Consider the following 16,871-nt stretch of genomic DNA (forward strand, 5'->3'; position numbering starts at 1 on the left):
TTACACATTCAAGACTAATCGCCTCCCTACACTCACTTTTTTTTAGGACAGTTTCTGGGAGCATGACTTGTAAAATAAGTACGCTTACCGCGGGATTTCATCCCGCCTACAGCGCCCTTATTTTACAAAACATAGTCGCTCCCCTACACTCACTTTTTCTTAGGACAGTTCCTGGAGGCAGCCTTGAATATGTAAACACGCCTAGCGCGGGAATTCTTCCCGCTAACGGCGCACTTACACATTCAATACTAATCGCCTCCCTACACTCACTTATATATTAGGAGGATCATTATTTTACACCACAGTAATATCGATAAAACCGTTTTTATTCCAACCGTTAGTCTCTTCGCCCTTGTTTCCATTGGACTCATTCTTGGCGGTTCCCAACTTCGTGCCGTTCTCAGCGACGTCATGAACGGGATCACCGCTCACATGTCCTGGGCTTACCTTGGCATCTACATCATTAACTTCGTATTCTTCATGTACCTTGCCTTCAGTCATTTTGGTAAAATCAAACTTGGTCACGCCAATGACAAACCCGAGTACAGTAGCTTCCAATGGGGTAGCATGGTTTTTGCCACCGCCATCGATGCCAGCATTCTCATGCTCAGTATGGTTGACCCTTTACGCTACGTTCAAAGCCCCGTTTTTGGTGACAAGCCTTATTCTGCCGCCTCTTACGGTGATGCTCACATGTTGGGTCAGTTCAACTGGGGTCCCATGGCGTGGATGATGTTTGCTTCTGCCACCATTGCCATTGCTTACGTTATGTACGTTCGTAACGTACGGGTCATGCGGATTAGTGCCGCTATTTCATTTCTAAAAGGACCTGAACACTACAAAAAAATTATTCGTCAAATCATCGACTTTTTGGTTGTGTTTGGGATCATGGGTGGCATTGGTTCATCCGTCGGCATGGAAATTCCGGTTCTTTCAAAAATCATTAATCAAATTACTGGAATTCCCGATAATTTACTCTTAAAACTTTTTATGTTCTTAATTTTGTTTGTCATCTTTGCTGTTACCGTATTTCACGGGATTAAAGGTGGGATTGATAAACTTAGTGCTGCCCATATTTGGACTGCCATTGGTTTCTTACTCATTGTTTTATTTATCGGCCCAACGCTAACCATCTTCCGTGATGAAGGTAACAGTTTACGTTTAATGGTTGAAAAGTTTATAACGATGAGTGCTAGCACCACAACCAACGGTAAACCTGGAGTTGCTCAACAAGAAACAATTTTCTATTGGGGTTGGTGGTTATCCTATATGCCGGTTATGGGCTTATTTATCGCCCGTATTTCTCGTGGTCGAACCATTCGTCAGGTAATTGTCGGCATGCTGACTTACGGTGCCCTTGGCTGCATGAGCTTCTACGCTATTTTAGGTGGTTACTCACTTTATCTACAACAAACTGGGGTAATCAACCTTGTTCATATTTTGAACACCCAAGGACAAGCAGCTGCCATCGCGGCCGTAATCAGCACTTTACCATTAAAGATGATCATGTTAGTAATCTACAGCATTTCGTGTTTTATCTTTTTGGCCACAACCATTTCGTCATCGGCATTCATCGTGTCGTCATTTACAAGTAAACATTTGGCACCTGGCGAGCAACCTAGTCAATTTAACCGATTAATTTGGGTAATTGTCTTCATTATCTTCTCGTTTGGGATTGTATTTGTCGGAGGCTTTAAAACGGTCCAAGCAATTAGTTCTATCGCGGGATTCCCATTGATCGCGGTCTGTGCCCTCTTATTATTATCCCTTTGGCAGATGATTCACCAAGACCAAAAGGTTACGGAAGCAAAGAAAGAGACTGTGCTATTCTTGCCACATGTCACACCAGAAATTGTCCGTAAACGTAAACACGTTCAAGTCACTTTAGAGAGTTATTTGAGTGATTAATTGAAAAAGACCAGCAATTAAATTAGTTGCTGGTTTTTTTGTCGTCTAAATATCACTTAATCCCTTCTACCACTCATCAAAACCAATCTAGATGTTGTATAATCAAGGAAAGCTCACGGGGGAGTGATTCGCAATGAAGCAATTATTAATTGTGACACGAAAATTGTATAAAATGAATTTTTATCGGGCAATCCTTTCGGCCTTATGGCTAATTTTCCCGCTAGAATTTGTGGGTGTTAGTTTTCACATTATTTTTGAAACCTGCTTCCATCGTAATGGTATTTTAGAAGTCATCTGGGATCTGCACACCAATTTGCCTGGATTTAACAGCATCTCATATCTGCTCAAATCCACAAATGACCTGACTTTTATCACCATTTCATTACTACTGGCCTTTTTTACGGCCGAAAATCTTTTCGAATTACGCGCAAAGCTATCTCATGAACATTTAGCCGGCATTACGAGTTTATTTATTTACTTCTTGCTCATCGTTGAAACTGCACCCAATCTTGATTTGCCACAAATCACTGACGTTGCGGGTAATTTACTCATCCCGATTTTGATTGGCCTGTTTACTGGATATGGATACAGTTTTCTTGCCAAAAGATCTTCACTTAAATTAACCGTGACTTACTGGGCGACTACTCATCTCATTGTGATTTTCAGTCTCTTAATCATTTTAATTGGTGGCATCAGCTTCACGGTCTACCAAACACAACTCTTTCCTAATTACATATCGCAACAAGTACAAAACTTCTTACAAACTGGAAATCATCCAACCTTTTGGAAAATTACTTTTGCAACTCTGCTTAGCAATTTCGGCCACTTTTTTGGCATCATTAATGATTTCACCACCACAATCGGCAATCATTTTTCATCAGAGACCGCCAATTTAACGTATCTTGCCCAACATCATAATCTCTGGAACATTCCTTATCCAATCACGTTACATTCGTTGTACGACTCATATGGGGCGTTGGGCGGAAACGGCATGTTACTGGCACTGGCCGGTGCTATCCTCCTTCGAGTTAAAAATCAACGCGCCCGTTTGGTGGCCAGTTTATCCATAACCCAAACTGTTTTTGATCAAAGCGAAGCACTCATGTTTGGCATTCCCATTTTGTTTAATCCGCTTTTCTTAATTCCGTTTTTAGTCGCTCCGTTTGTCAGTATGAGCATTGGCTATTTAGCCATTATCACACATCTCGTCCCGGCTGCGGCCTACGTAATTCCATATGCAACACCAAGTATTTTACGAGCCTTTCTAGGAACAAACGGAAACTTTGGCGCCCTTTTTGTCAGTTTAATCGGTTTGATCCTATCAAGCTTAATTTATTACCCATTCGTCTCTTTGATTGATCAATTGCCAGAAAGAAACGGAGATGAGTCTCATGCTTAAATGGATTCGTCCACTAATCTTATTTGTATTACTGGGTTTCATGGCCGTTTTCGGTTTGCAATGGACCCACCAAAACATGCGCAATGCCATTCCATCAGCAAATTCACGCGTCTCACCAATTATTTTGGTACCCGGTAGCAGTGCAACTCAAGAGCGCTTTGATGCCATGGTCAATGAACTGAATGGTAAAACCAAAACATCCAGTAGTTTATTAAAAGTAACTGTTCATACGGATAACCACCTTTCATATAGTGGCACTTTTCAACCAGGCAAAAGCCATCCATACATTGTCATTGCGTTTCAAAATAACCATGATGGCTACTCAAATATTAAAAAACAGGCTAAATGGTTTAGCCACGCCATGACCATTTTGAGTGCCAAATACCGATTTAATCACTTTTCTGCAATTGGTCATTCCAATGGTGGTCTAGTTTTAACCCGTTATTTAGAAAAATATTTTAACCAACAAAAAATGCGTATTAACACATTGATGACCATTGCTTCACCCTATAATTTCTCGGAAACAAACATTGATAAACGTACCCAAATGTTGACAGATTTAATTAAGGATAATAGTAAGATCCCAACCAATTTAGTCATGTATTCCGTGGCCGGCACGGAAAACTACAACAATGACGGAACGGTGCCGTTTGCGAGTGTGGAAGCCGGTAAATATATTTTCCAAAAACGGGCAAAGAATTACACTCAAATTACCGTAACTGGTGAAGACACGACCCATCATGATCTGCCCCAAAATGGGGAGATCGTCAGCTTAATCCAACAGTACGTCTTGAATATTTCCAGTACAAAACAAAAACCAGATATTAATGTGCAACATTAAACTGAAATCCTCATAACTATTGAATAGCTGTGAGGATTTTTTCTATATTGACTTTAAAAATAGAACCGGCTATAATCATTTTTGAAGAAAGGTGAGTAATTACTCACCTGCCTAAAGGAGGACTCTTCAATGTCATCTACAAGTATTTCACTTAATCATTTAGTCAAACAATTTGGCAAACAAACCGTTTTAAAAGATATTAATTTTACGGTTTCACCAGGACAAATTGTGGGTTTGATCGGACCCTCAGGCGCCGGTAAATCCACCATCATCAAAACTACTCTGGGAATGGAGGTTGCCGATGGTGGTTCCGCCACCGTTTTTAATCAGGTAATGCCCAACCGAAAGCTTTTGTCTCGCATTGGCTACATGGCCCAAACGGACGCTCTTTATGGATCATTGAGTGGTCAAGAAAACTTGATGTTTTTTGCACAAATGAAAGGTCTAAAAAAACAGACAATTCATGCTGAAATTGCCCATGTCGCAGAGGTTGTTGATTTAACCACCGACTTAAATAAACGCGTTAGCAGTTATTCTGGCGGCATGATGCGGCGTTTATCTTTGGCAATCGCCTTATTAGGCAGCCCAGAGCTACTAATTTTGGACGAACCCACTGGCGGCATTGATCCCGCTCTGAGACGTCAAATTTGGAAAGAATTAAACACAATTCGTCACGAAAATCGTAGTATTTTGATCACGACCCACGTCATGGATGAAGCGGAACTTGTTGATGAAGTAGCCTTAATTTTAAACGGTAAAGTTATGGCGTTTGACTCACCTGCCGCTCTTAAAAAGCAGTATCAAGTGAACTCGATCGAAGACGTATTTTTGAAGGCAGAAGGTGTACAACTATGAGAATTATTGCAATTATGATTCGGGTTTTAAAAGAACTTTTACGCGACAAGCGGACACTGGCTTTGATGTTTTTGGCGCCAATTTTGATTTTGTTTTTAATGAATGCCATCTTTTCATCGAATTCCACGACGAATGTCACAATCGGAACCGTTTCGTTGTCCCAAGCCATGAATAAAAAATTGGGTAAAGGCAACCATGTTGACGTGAAATTATATGATTCCAAAACTGCCGCTGAAAAAGCATTGAAAAAGACTCACATCGATGCCATTATTCAAAAAAAGCATAACGATTATATACTGACCCATGCGAATACTGATTCCACTAAAACCACAGCGGTTAAAATGGCGGTTAAAAATGCCCTGACAGCCCGAGGAACTGCCGAGCTAAAAACAGGTCTTAAAACCTCAACAACTGTCATCGGCAAACTCAGACACCAGTTAACAATCACTTCCAAAGCACTGGCAAAGTTACAGTTCCAAGTTGCCAAGTCGACGAATCAAAAAGTTAAAACTTCTAAATCTAATCACGTGACACTAGCACAGGTTAGTTCTAAGAAAATGGCCACGCCAAAAATCACAAACCATTATGTATACGGCGATGCTAACACCAGCTTTTTTGATAAGATGTTGCCAATTCTGATGGGATTTTTCGTTTTCTTCTTTGTTTTCTTAATTTCTGGAATGGCGCTTCTCAAAGAACGGACTAGTGGTACGCTAGATCGTCTGCTGGCGACCCCCGTTAAACGCTATGAAATTGTGTTTGGTTACATGGCCAGCTACGGAATCTTAGCTATTTTTCAAACCGTGCTGATCGTATTGGTCACGGTTTGGTTACTTGGCGCTGAAGTGGTTGGTAGTTTGTTCAGCATTATTTTGATTAATTTGTTATTGGCTCTGGTAGCGTTAGCCTTCGGGATTCTGTTATCAACATTTGCAAGCTCTGAATTCCAGATGATGCAATTTATCCCGTTAGTGGTCATTCCCCAGATCTTCTTTTCTGGTATCATTCCGTTGGATCAGATGGCTAGTTGGATTAAGACAATTTCATATATCGTCCCAATTAAGTATTCTGGAGACGCAGTAACCGCAATTATGATGCGTGGCGCGGGTTTGTCGTCACTTGGATTAGAAATAACAGTCTTGTTTGGTTTCTTGATTGTCCTGACAGTTTTAAATATTATGGGGTTGAAAAGATATCGAAAGGTTTAGTTTTGTCAATTTCTTAAGCAAACTTCTCGAAAGACAGCTATTCAAAAATTATAATTGGGATATAGTATTTCATATTAAAACGGTTCAGAAGTTATGGCCACTACATTCCAGCTTCATATTTTCATAGCACAATCTCAAACTCTAATATAGACCTCAGAGACTGTAAAAACATGACTTATATGTAGTAATCCAACAAAATCCAAGCTTAATATCTCAAAAAAATAACTGCTTTTCATCAAATGGCGTTATACTAATACGGTGCAAGGAATTGCATTTAAAATTGGAATTGGATAGAAAGAGGCCAGTATTTTGGATAAAGTAAACCAAAAAAGTACAACACGTTATGCGTCTATGGATATCAATGATGTCTATAAGTACTTTGATACAAAGGAAACCGGTTTATCTTCAGAACAAGCAGCTGGATTACTAAAGAAATTTGGACCAAATACCATTCAAAGAAACAAAAAGCAATCGCAAGTTAAAGCTTTTTTGAAAAACTTTACAAGCTTGATGGCAATTTTACTTTGGATCAGTGGTTTCATTGCGATTTTTGCGCAAATGGTCGAACTAGGAATTGCAATTTGGGCCGTCAATTTGATCAATGGTATTTTCAGCTACTGGCAAGAGCATCAGGCTCAAAAAGCAACTAATTCTCTGTTGAAAATGTTGCCAACCTATGCACAAGTGTTACGAGATGGCAAACCGAAGCAAATCAATTCGGAAGATTTGGTACCTGGCGATGTATTCATTATTCAAGCTGGTAACAGTATCTCTGCAGATGCCCGGATCATCAAATCAACCTCCCTTCAAGTTGACGAATCCGCGCTAACTGGCGAATCGGTCCTTGTTAGTAAACAAGCCGAATATTCACATGGTGTAGGTCGTTTTTCAGAGGCAAATCTCGTGTTTGCGGGAACTGTCGCAGGTAGTGGTACGGCGACTGCAGTAGCGGTCGCAACTGCCATGCACTCTGAATTTGGTAAAATTGCCAAACTAACCCAGAATCAAAAACACCAAGCCAGTCCCCTTGAAATCGAATTGAATCATTTAACTCGTCAATTATCGGTAATTGCCATTTTAATTGGCGCCATCTTTTTTGTCTCCGCAATCTTTTTTGTGCATTACCCAATGGCCAAGTCATTTATTTTTGCTTTAGGGATGATTGTGGCTTTTATTCCAGAAGGACTATTACCAACCGTTACGCTGTCTTTGGCCCAGGGTGTTACTCGAATGGCCAAGAAACATGCGTTAGTTAAGGATTTAAACAGTGTTGAAACCCTTGGTGAAACGACTGTCATTTGTTCTGATAAAACTGGAACTTTGACTCAAAACCAAATGACCATTAATCACCTTTGGTTAGCCAGCCATGAATATACCGTTACTGGTCAGGGCTATGTGAACAACGGTCATATTCAGCTTGATTCCAAAGATGTTGATCTGTCAGACCAACCGGACTTAGAAATGTTACTTCGGGTTGCGGCTTTGAATAACGATACTAAGGTAGAACAGCCAAAAGTAGCTGGTGACAATCCTAAAATTATTGGTACCCCTACAGAAGCAGCATTAGTTATTTTAGCTGAAAAGGCTGGAATTAATCTTGAATCAGAATCCAAAAAGTTTCCACGAATTGGGGCTTTACCTTTTGACTCCGATCGGAAACGCATGTCCACTTTTCATGATGTCGATGGCAAAACTACTATTTGTGTAAAAGGTTCTTTGGATGGTATCCTGCCAATTAGTGACACGATTCTAGATAATGGTAAACTGCGTCCCCTTACTGAAGCTGATAAAGAACAAATTAACGAAGCTGACAAAAAATATGCGGCCCAAGGTTTACGCTCTTTAGCAATTGCCTATCGGGATGCTTCAGCTGATGATAGTTTACCTGATGATACTAAAGACTGGACGATCGAAAACGCTGAACAACATCTCACCTTCGTTGGCTTAACAATTATGGAAGACCCACCCCGTCCAGAAATTTTTGAAGCGGTTCGCAAATGTCATGAAGCAAGTATTCGTATTATCATGGTAACCGGTGATAGTTCATTAACTGCCAAGAGTATTGCAGTTAAAATTGGTGTCGCTAGTGACAAAGCGCGTGTTATTACAGGTGACGAACTTGCTGAAATGCACATTGCTGATCTTAAAGAAGCTTTAAAGGGTGAAGTGATTTTTGCTCGTGTGGCTCCTGAACAAAAGTATCGAATTGTTTCAACGTTGCAAAGTATCGGTGAGATTGTGGCTTCAACCGGTGATGGTGTTAATGATGCTCCTGCTTTGAAAAAAGCCGATATTGGGGTTGCCATGGGTGTCACAGGAACTGATGTGGCTAAAGATGCCGCCAACATGATTTTGACTGATGACAACTTTGCTTCAATCGTCGCCGCAATTGAAGAAGGTCGAACCGTTTACAGCAATTTACAAAAGTTTCTCCTATATATTTTAAATAGTAATATGCCTGAAGCTGCTCCTTCAATCTTATTCCTGTTTTCACGCGGTTTAATTCCTTTGCCATTAACAGTTATGCAAATTCTAACTGTTGATCTTGGAACTGATATGTTACCTGCTTTAGGCTTAGGGGCTGAAAAAAGTGAACCCGGAATTATGAAACAGCCACCGCGTTTACGAACTGCTCATCTTTTAAACCGAGGGATTATTTTGAAGGCTTTTGCCTGGTATGGATTAGTGGCGTCCATCATTTCAACTGTGGGTTACTTCTTCGTTAACCATCAACACGGTTGGCCAAATGTGGCGTTGGCAGCATCTGGTTCTGTTTATCAGGAAGCGACAACCATGACGTTAGCTGCAATTGTCTTCTGTCAAATTGCGGCTGCCTTGAATTGTCGAACAAAGAATTCCTCAATTTTTAGCATTGGTATTTTCAGTAATCGACGTATTTGGGGCGGCATTATTTTTGAAGTGTTTCTCCTAGCCTTACTAATTTATGTGCCCTTCTTACAGGGATTGTTCAATACAGCTGCAATTGGCTGGCAAGACTGGATTTTGTTAGTCTGCATTCCAATTCCACTTGTGTTAATTGAAGAGATCCGCAAGTACTTTATGCGTAAAAAAGTGCGAGTTTAATAAAAGCGTTTCACTAGAAATTTCTGGTGAAACGTTTTTAGTTCGCAATTTAATTTTCGAATAGTCAAAGCGTGTTATCATGAGTTATAAATTTGAAATCGAAATGGAGAGATGTTTGATGAGCGTACTAACTGATACATTCGAGCTTCGCAATGGCGTCAAGATTCCTAAGGTTGGCTTTGGTACTTGGCAGATTCCTGATGGTGAAGTTACATACAATGCTGTCAAAAACGCCTTGGCAGCTGGTTATCGTCATATTGATACTGCTTGGCAATATGGCAATGAAGACAGCGTAGGTAAAGCAATTCGGGATTCCGAAATTGCGCGTGACCGAATTTTTGTCACAACTAAATTGCCAGCAAAAAGTAAGAGCTACGAAGAAAGTCTGCAATATTTCGAAGAATCCATTAAGAACCTTGGTTTGGATTATGTTGATTTGTTCTTAATTCATGCGCCGTGGCCATGGGATGAAATGGGTGCGGATTATTCTAAAGAAAACGTCGAAGTTTGGCGGGCAATGGAAGAGATTTATAAATCAGGTCGTGCAAAGGCGATTGGAATTTCTAACTTCAATGTTCAGGATCAAAAAAACATTTTGGAAAACTGTGAAATTGAACCAATGGTTAATCAGCTTCAGTATTATATTGGGTATACGGAAACTGGTAATGTGCGGTTTGCCAAACAAAGCGGCATGTTGGTGGAGGCATTTTCTCCATTGGCAACGGGTTACTTATTGCATAATCAAGATGTAGCAGATATTGCCAAGAATAATCATGTGTCGGTGGCACAGTTGGCCATTAAGTACTGTTTGCAGCATAATATTGTGCCGTTGCCAAAGGCGATTAACCCAACCCATATTGAGGAAAATACTAATTTAGATTTTGTGATTCCGGATGAAGATATGGAAACGTTGGATAGCTTGGTGGATACGGCGCCGGGTGAGGACCATAACGAGTAAGTGCGTGAGACAAGTCGGTAAAAGGCAGATAATAAGCATGATGGAGGCGGGATCGCAATCCCGCAGGAATCGTGCTTATTATCTGCCTTTTGACTTGTCGAGCGGTCCTAAAAAAGCAACCAAAAGATGTGACGGATGCAGGATGAAGTCCTGCTGGAGTCATACTTATATTGCCGGTCTTGTTTTGCGGAGCTGTCCTCAACTATAAAAGATTAAAACTAAGAGTACGAGCTGACGCGGGATCGCAATCCCGCAGGAATCATGCTTATTATCTGCCTTTTGACTTGTCGAACGGTCCTAAAACTCAATGAAAAAGCAATCAAAGATCTGAAACCAAGATTCCTCAAACAATAATTTTGTTTGAACCCTTACAAATCCACGCCACCATCAATTCGCATAACTTGTCCTGTCATAAAGTCATTTTCCATACAGTACAAATAAGCCGATGCTACTTCCGCAATAGTCCCTACTCGTTTTAGCGGCACATTTTCGGCAAACTGCGATTCTTGCGTTTCAAGAGAACTTGCTGATAGTTCTCGCCACAATCCTGTTGGCGTCCAAGTTGGTGAAACTGCATTGACTCGGTAATTTGGTGCTAATTCAACTGCCAAGCCCGCGACCATCGTATTGATCGCTTGATTTCCAATAATCGCACCAGACGCATCACTTGGGTGACCACCTGAACCCGATGTAAAAATTAAGGAACCCTTTTTGTTAAGATGCTTACTGGCAATTTGAGCTACCTGCAAATTCACAAAAAACTTATCCTCAATCGTTTTACGAATTAAGTCTAAAGAACTATCCAAAAAGCCACCGCCCATTGCACCCCCGAGTGTGGAAATCACATGATCAAACGGTTCATTTTCTTCAAAAAAAGAATTTAACGATTTTGCATCTTGCGCATCAAAAGCTTTGCCAGAAATATTTGGATATTTTTCTGTATTTTCAATCAAAAATTCATTTAATCGTTCTTGATTGTGACCAACAACACTCACTTGAGCACCTTTCTTAGAAGCTAGTTTAGCGACTTTACCACCAAATCCTGAAGTCCCACCAATTATTAATACGCGTTTCTTATTTAAAGTCATTATTTTCTCCCTATCAGTTAATGGCTTAAGTATAAAGAAAGAAAAATTAATTTACGAACATTTGCATTGATCAACTAAAATAAAATTAAAATATTTTGTACCACTGTAGTGCAACACTGATATTAGGATTGGCTGTATAAAACAGGGTATCCACACCACCAAGTTTCATTCCTTGTTTTTGATAAAACTGGCACGCATTTAGATTATCATCTTGCGCTTCCAATTGAAGACCCACATGCTTATTATCCCGCGCCCATTTTTCAGCAGCATCAAATAATTGTTGCCCAATTCCTGCATGACGATGGCCTGCCTGAATGGCAATATTTTCAATGTAGCAAAACTTATTCCAGTTCCTAAACATTCGAATTTGACCCACATTTTTGCCGTCCAAATAGGCAAAGTACAACTGCTTTTGTGGATCGGCTAAATACGAAGCATCTGGTTTTTCAGCGGGAAATTTAGTTGCTTTGGCCGTTTCAAAGGGGATTTCTTTAATTGTCCACCGCCCATCTTTCAAGCTTGGAACAACCCGTCCTGTTAGCTCAAATTGCGTGTTTGAAGCATCCCAATCTGCCATGTTTTCTTTGTTTAATGCGACTATTTTTAACATTCTATATAAATCCTTTCCTTATCAAGTGAATGTGAAAAGTATACCACTTTGAAGGATCTCGCTTTTTGGCTTACTATGAAATTAGGACATTTTAAGAAAGAAGGTCTTCAATTGACGCCAAAGCAGCTCAATGACGCGCGTTACAAACTGTCGCCATTTAAGAAATTATCACCAGAACAACTTAATTTAAAAAATAAAATCATGACTTTTATTAATGCGCACCTTGGTCAATCTAAACATGCCGTTTTTACCATTTATGGCGAAGCGGGAACTGGTAAAAGCGTTGTTTTAAGTCAGATCTTTAACGATCTTCAAACCGCAGCACGTAGCAAGGTAGACGATCCTTTAAACGGTACAAAAAACGTTTTTCTGGTGAACCATCCCGAGATTTTGAAAGTTTATCAAGAAATTGCTGGCGAGCAACCACACCTGTTTAAAAAGGACTTTGATCGCCCCACCTCTTTTATCAATCGTCGCAACAAGGATCATCTAACTTACGACATTGCCATCATTGATGAAGCCCATCTTTTATTGTCGCGACCGGATCGTTACAACAATTTTGATCAACAAAATCAATTAGTCGAAATTATCAAGCACAGCAAAATTGTAGTTTTAGTATTCGATGAAAACCAAGTTTTAAAAACCAAAAGCTACTGGGATCGCGCACGTTTATCCCAAATCGTTCAGCCCTATTCGCATGAGGAATACGTCCTGCACGATCAGTTTCGAATGCAGGTCGATCCCAAGCTAGTCACTTGGATCGATGAATTCACACATGGCCACCTCACCCCAGTTCCACAGCACAGGGACGATCACTTCGATTTTCGGATTTTTGACGATGCCGAAGCAATGCACCAGTTAATAATCAAACAAAATCAAAAAGTCGGTTTATCCAGAATCGTTTCAACGACTGGCTATCCTTCCAAATTAGACGGGGGCAAACATTATATTGTAGAAGGTAACTTTAAGTTGCCATGGGATCAGTATAATTATTCACGGCAGTCCTGGGCCGAAAAACCAGAAACCATTAATGAAGTTGGGTCAATCTATACGGTTCAAGGATTTGACCTGAATTATGTTGGCGTTATTTTGGGACCGCCGATCGAATATGATCCGGAAACTGATGGCGTCACGATTAATTTAGCCAAAGTCACGGATAGTGAGATCTTTAAAAAACGGGCTGATTTAACGGATCCTAAAGAGCTCACTAAAATCAAAAAACAACTTATTATGAACACCCTTAATGTGCTCTTAAAACGTGGTGTTCGAGGTTTGTATATTTATGCGAGTCAATCTGCTTTGCGAAAATGACTTTCACAACTTTAACTCAAAAAACTAATTAACAGAAGTTTCTGCTAATTAGTTTTTTAGCCTATGCACTTGTAATATGAATTGTCTTGCTAAAGCCTTGATTCAAGAATTCCCATAAAGGTGTGGTAATCCCCAATTCTTCTAGATCACTGGGTGACAACTCATAGCGAATGGCATCCTCATCACCTGCGATCACTTTTTGAACCCAGTTTGGTTCCCGGATAAGTTCTTGGCCCATTGCCGCAAACTCAAACCCATCGGCAATCACCTTTTCGGCTTCGACTGGTTTTGTAATCTGACCAACCACAATCATTGGCACTTTATGATCGACTACTTTTTGAATCTTTTCAATCAGTGGCTGACTGTCAGTTTTGTCATTTGCAGAAGTTTGCCAAACCTGATTCAACGAAACGTGAAGATAATCAATTCCACTTTCAATTAAGGAAGGAATCAACGCCAATGTATCCGCAATTCGGATCCCTGGATTCTCAATTTCTTCCGGTGAAATTCGATATCCCACAATAAATGTGGCTGGCGCATATTTGTTAACGACGCGCCGAACCTCTTCAACAACACCTACTGGGAAGTTCATTCGTTGATCCAACGTACCACCCCATTGATCGCGACGACGATTAGAATGAGGAGAGAAAAACTGTTGAATAAGATAAGTATTGGCACCATGAATCTCAACACCATCAAAACCCGCATTAATTGCGCGTTTTGTTGCGCTACCGAAATCTTTGATCACTTCTTCGACTTCTTCTTCGCTCAGTTCGCGTGGCGTCTCAGAATCCGGCCGTAATGCTTTGACAGCACTAGCACTAACCGGTTGCTCACCACGTAAAATTGCGCTGTTAGTCATCCGGCCAGCATCAAAAATCTGGAGGATTGCCTTAGCACCGCGGCTCTTTATTGCTGAAGCTAAACGTGCTAATTGGGCAACATCTTGATCTTTGTTAACTGCTAGTTCACCTTCGAAACCCTTACCAAGTTCCGAAACGTTCGCACAGCCCGTAATCTCAATACCAACTCCGCCGGCTCGTTTCCGATAGTATTCAATCTCATCATTAGAAACCACGCCATCCTCGAAAGCACTCCGTTCTGTCATTGGTGGCATGACAATGCGGTTCCGCACGGTTGCGCCATTTGCAAAAGTAAACGGATCTAAAAATTTATAATCTGACATAGAGTCATCCCTTTTTTATAATTTAATCACTTTTATTATAGCCTCAAACGCATCATAACTTGTATGATTTGGCTTGCAAATCTGTTTATTGCCACATATTCACAGCTTCAAATTAGAATCAAAAATCACAAATTCTCAATAGAAAATCTTTTCTGAAAAATTACTTGGTATTTTCAAAATTTATCCGATATAATGAGAAAGTAAACAAAACTGAAGCACATATATTTTTGTGCTCAATGTTCGACTTCCAACAGAAGATATTCAGCGGTTTTAACAAATTAACCTCCAATTCTAGTGAAAGTGCAACATACCTTATTAAGGTATATGGTGCTTCAGTTAGAATTCTGGAGGTTTTTTTATGCAAGAAACATCATCAATTAGTACGAAAACGAAATTATCCATTGTGGGGACCGCTGGCTTGGCCTTCTGTGGAGTTCTGGTCGAAACAGCCATGAACGTCACCTTTCCGACTTTAATGGCTCAGTTTCATGAAAGCTTAAATAACGTCCAATGGGTCACGACCGCCTACTTGTTAGTCGTAGCAGCAACGATGACCGTCACTGCGTTTGTTCAACGTCGGTTTAAGTTTAAAACGATTTTGAGTGCGGCCGGTATTTTATTTATTTTGGGAATTCTATTTTCTGGTTCTGCCAGTTCACTGACATTTCTATTAATTGGTAGAATTATTCAAGGAATCAGTACTGGCTTGACCATGCCGCTCATGTTTGCCATCATTATGCAACAGATTCCTCTCAGCAAGCAAGGCCAATATGTCGGAACAGCCGGTATGGTTGTCGCCTTTGCACCATCCCTAGGTCCAACATATGGAGGTTTTATTACTCAAATGTATAACTGGCCACTAATTTTCTGGATAACCTTGCCGATCGGTGTCGTCAGCTGTGTACTGGCTATTTCGACCATTCAACAAGGCCAGTCACCAGTCAAAAGTAGTTTTCCGTTTGCTCAATTTATTTTGATCTTTTTGGGCCTGACAGGTCTTACTTTGGCCATCAATCACGCTGGTAGTGGTAGTTTAACAACCCCACTTGTATATGGAAATTTCATTTTTGGCTTTTTGTGTTTTGCCATTTTCGTCATTCTGTCACTTCGAAGTAGTCAGCCTTTAATTAATATTCATATTTTCAAAAACTCGCTTTTTACCCGAGCTGTACTAATTTACTTTTTGATCCAATTTGTGCAAATTGGTTTGACTTTTGTACTGCCAACCTTCGCCCAACTCTCCCTGAAGAAAGGTGTGATGCTGTCGGGTATGATGTTACTGGCTGGTAGTTTATTTTCTGCAGTTGTCGCTCCCCTAACTGGTCAATTACTCGATCGCTACTCACCAAAAATACCATTTTCAATTGGGGCAATATTCATTTTGTTGGGGATTGGACTCCTGCTTATCTTTACAAACTACCTGTCAACTACCACAATCGTTATTTTCTATACAGTTTACATGTTAGGATTCAGCTTTTTATTCAACAATTCGTTAACCTTTGGCCTGCAACAATTAAAGCCCGCCCAAATTGGTGATGGTAACGCAATTTTTAATACTTTACAACAATATTCGGGATCACTAGGGACTGCGATTGCTTCAACAATTTTAGCAATGACCGCTCAGAAATATCCTAACCTGTCAGAAGTTAAGCAAACCGTGGTTGGTAGCCACTCTGTTATCCTATTCTTTGCCGCGTTGTGTGTGCTCGCAACCATATTAATTACCTCTTTACCCAAGAAAATTACTAAAAACTAATTTTATAACTCAAAAAAATCTCTCCTGATTATAAACCAGAAGAGATTTTTTGTATTCTCTATTGCCGCCACTTTTTAAGAATTTCAAGTTCAGTTTCACTAACTTTGTTTTCAGTTTTGGCTACTCTGATTAATGTACTGTAATTAGTGACTGTGTGTAATGGTAACGCGGCTTCCCTAAAGTTCACCTCAGCTGCTGATAATTGATAGCTAAAGATGCCAGCTACTCCAATTGCAGTCGCATCCGCTTTCTGGACCGCCTGAACAGCTCCTAAAACACTTTGGCCAGTTGAAATAAGATCATCAATGACAACCACTTTTTGACCAGGTTTCAGTACGCCTTCGGTTTGTTTGCCCTGACCATGATCCTTAGGTTTAGACCGCACATAAATCAGAGGAAGATTCAGTTTTTCGGCCACCCATGCTGCATGCGGAATCCCTGCCGTAGCGGTACCGGCAATTACTTCTACATCTGGATAATTGGCTTTGATTAATTCTACTAAACCTTTACAAATCAACTGGCGAACTTTAGGATAGGAAATCGTCAATCGATTATCGCAGTATATTGGACTTTTTAATCCGCTTGCCCAGGTGAATGGATCGTTTGGGCGTAATGCCACCGCGCCAATTTCTAATAAAGAATGTGCAACTTGTTCAGCAATTGTCAT

The 16,871-nt window shown here is 40.3% G+C and carries 13 protein-coding genes; 9 read left to right on the forward strand and 4 right to left on the reverse strand.

Going from position 1 to position 16,871, the window contains the following annotated elements; translation table 11 throughout:
- Positions 1–327 precede the first annotated feature (327 nt).
- The 7 genes from PPA04_RS03440 (at position 328) to PPA04_RS03470 (ending at position 10,253) form a co-directional block, all read left to right on the forward strand.
- A complete protein-coding gene (locus tag PPA04_RS03440; RefSeq protein WP_057783301.1) occupies positions 328–1,908 on the forward strand; it encodes a BCCT family transporter in 1,581 nt (526 codons plus the stop codon).
- 133 nt (positions 1,909–2,041) lie between these two features.
- Complete coding sequence (locus PPA04_RS03445) at positions 2,042–3,307, forward strand: PTS transporter subunit EIIC (protein WP_057783303.1); 1,266 nt, start codon at positions 2,042–2,044, stop codon at positions 3,305–3,307.
- Complete coding sequence (locus PPA04_RS03450; protein WP_229923058.1) at positions 3,300–4,148, forward strand: alpha/beta hydrolase; 849 nt, start codon at positions 3,300–3,302, stop codon at positions 4,146–4,148. Before PPA04_RS03445 ends, PPA04_RS03450 begins: the two co-directional genes overlap by 8 nt.
- Before the next feature lie 129 nt (positions 4,149–4,277).
- Positions 4,278–5,003, forward strand: coding sequence for an ABC transporter ATP-binding protein (locus PPA04_RS03455; protein ID WP_057783307.1), 726 nt, complete (start codon positions 4,278–4,280; stop codon positions 5,001–5,003).
- A complete protein-coding gene (locus PPA04_RS03460) occupies positions 5,000–6,211 on the forward strand; it encodes an ABC transporter permease (protein ID WP_057783309.1) in 1,212 nt (403 codons plus the stop codon). The genes PPA04_RS03455 and PPA04_RS03460 overlap by 4 nt, the downstream gene beginning before the upstream one ends.
- 351 nt (positions 6,212–6,562) lie before the next feature.
- Positions 6,563–9,295 carry a cation-translocating P-type ATPase gene (locus tag PPA04_RS03465; RefSeq protein ID WP_057783356.1) on the forward strand — a complete coding sequence of 911 codons (2,733 nt, stop codon included), beginning with the start codon at positions 6,563–6,565 and terminating at the stop codon, positions 9,293–9,295.
- Positions 9,296–9,413: 118 nt separating this feature from the next.
- On the forward strand, positions 9,414–10,253 hold the full coding sequence (locus tag PPA04_RS03470; protein ID WP_057783311.1) for an aldo/keto reductase family protein: 840 nt from the start codon (positions 9,414–9,416) through the stop codon (positions 10,251–10,253).
- Between the two features lie 368 nt (positions 10,254–10,621).
- Here PPA04_RS03470 and PPA04_RS03475 read toward each other — a convergent pair whose 3' ends face one another.
- Both PPA04_RS03475 and PPA04_RS03480 read right to left on the reverse strand, forming a co-directional pair.
- A complete protein-coding gene (locus tag PPA04_RS03475; RefSeq protein ID WP_057783313.1) occupies positions 10,622–11,341 on the reverse strand; it encodes an SDR family oxidoreductase in 720 nt (239 codons plus the stop codon).
- Between the two features lie 85 nt (positions 11,342–11,426).
- Complete coding sequence (locus tag PPA04_RS03480) at positions 11,427–11,951, reverse strand: GNAT family N-acetyltransferase (RefSeq protein ID WP_057783315.1); 525 nt, start codon at positions 11,949–11,951, stop codon at positions 11,427–11,429.
- Between the two features lie 75 nt (positions 11,952–12,026).
- Here PPA04_RS03480 and PPA04_RS03485 point away from each other — a divergent pair, with 75 nt between their 5' ends.
- Entirely contained in the window at positions 12,027–13,262 is a 1,236-nt protein-coding gene (locus PPA04_RS03485) for a DUF2075 domain-containing protein (protein WP_057783317.1), read from the forward strand.
- A 61-nt stretch (positions 13,263–13,323) separates the two neighbouring features.
- On the opposite strand, the gene PPA04_RS03490 is transcribed toward PPA04_RS03485, so the two are convergent.
- Entirely contained in the window at positions 13,324–14,448 is a 1,125-nt protein-coding gene (locus PPA04_RS03490) for an NADH-dependent flavin oxidoreductase (protein WP_057783319.1), read from the reverse strand.
- 358 nt (positions 14,449–14,806) lie between these two features.
- Here PPA04_RS03490 and PPA04_RS03495 point away from each other — a divergent pair, with 358 nt between their 5' ends.
- The gene (locus PPA04_RS03495) at positions 14,807–16,204 is read left to right on the forward strand and encodes a DHA2 family efflux MFS transporter permease subunit (protein ID WP_057783321.1); all 1,398 of its coding nucleotides are present in this window, start codon (positions 14,807–14,809) and stop codon (positions 16,202–16,204) included.
- Between the two features lie 58 nt (positions 16,205–16,262).
- Here PPA04_RS03495 and pyrE read toward each other — a convergent pair whose 3' ends face one another.
- Positions 16,263–16,871, reverse strand: a complete 609-nt coding sequence (pyrE, locus tag PPA04_RS03500; RefSeq protein ID WP_057783323.1) for an orotate phosphoribosyltransferase — start codon at positions 16,869–16,871, stop codon at positions 16,263–16,265.

It is taken from the genome of Pediococcus parvulus (genome assembly GCF_007990205.1).
Taxonomy (GTDB): Bacteria; Bacillota; Bacilli; order Lactobacillales; family Lactobacillaceae; genus Pediococcus; species Pediococcus parvulus.

Excerpts from the sequence above, each read along its gene's own strand:
- PPA04_RS03445 (WP_057783303.1), top strand. The coding sequence starts at position 2,042 with ATGAAGCAATTATTAATTGTGACACGAAAATTGTATAAAATGAATTTT.
- PPA04_RS03450 (WP_229923058.1), top strand. The coding sequence starts at position 3,300 with ATGCTTAAATGGATTCGTCCACTAATCTTATTTGTATTACTGGGTTTC.
- PPA04_RS03455 (WP_057783307.1), top strand. The coding sequence starts at position 4,278 with ATGTCATCTACAAGTATTTCACTTAATCATTTAGTCAAACAATTTGGC.
- PPA04_RS03460 (WP_057783309.1), top strand. The coding sequence starts at position 5,000 with ATGAGAATTATTGCAATTATGATTCGGGTTTTAAAAGAACTTTTACGC.
- PPA04_RS03465 (WP_057783356.1), top strand. The coding sequence starts at position 6,563 with ATGGATATCAATGATGTCTATAAGTACTTTGATACAAAGGAAACCGGT.
- PPA04_RS03470 (WP_057783311.1), top strand. The coding sequence starts at position 9,414 with ATGAGCGTACTAACTGATACATTCGAGCTTCGCAATGGCGTCAAGATT.
- PPA04_RS03475 (WP_057783313.1), bottom strand. The coding sequence starts at position 11,341 with ATGACTTTAAATAAGAAACGCGTATTAATAATTGGTGGGACTTCAGGA.
- PPA04_RS03480 (WP_057783315.1), bottom strand. The coding sequence starts at position 11,951 with ATGTTAAAAATAGTCGCATTAAACAAAGAAAACATGGCAGATTGGGAT.
- PPA04_RS03485 (WP_057783317.1), top strand. The coding sequence starts at position 12,027 with ATGAAATTAGGACATTTTAAGAAAGAAGGTCTTCAATTGACGCCAAAG.
- PPA04_RS03490 (WP_057783319.1), bottom strand. The coding sequence starts at position 14,448 with ATGTCAGATTATAAATTTTTAGATCCGTTTACTTTTGCAAATGGCGCA.
- PPA04_RS03495 (WP_057783321.1), top strand. The coding sequence starts at position 14,807 with ATGCAAGAAACATCATCAATTAGTACGAAAACGAAATTATCCATTGTG.
- pyrE (WP_057783323.1), bottom strand. The coding sequence starts at position 16,871 with ATGACAATTGCTGAACAAGTTGCACATTCTTTATTAGAAATTGGCGCG.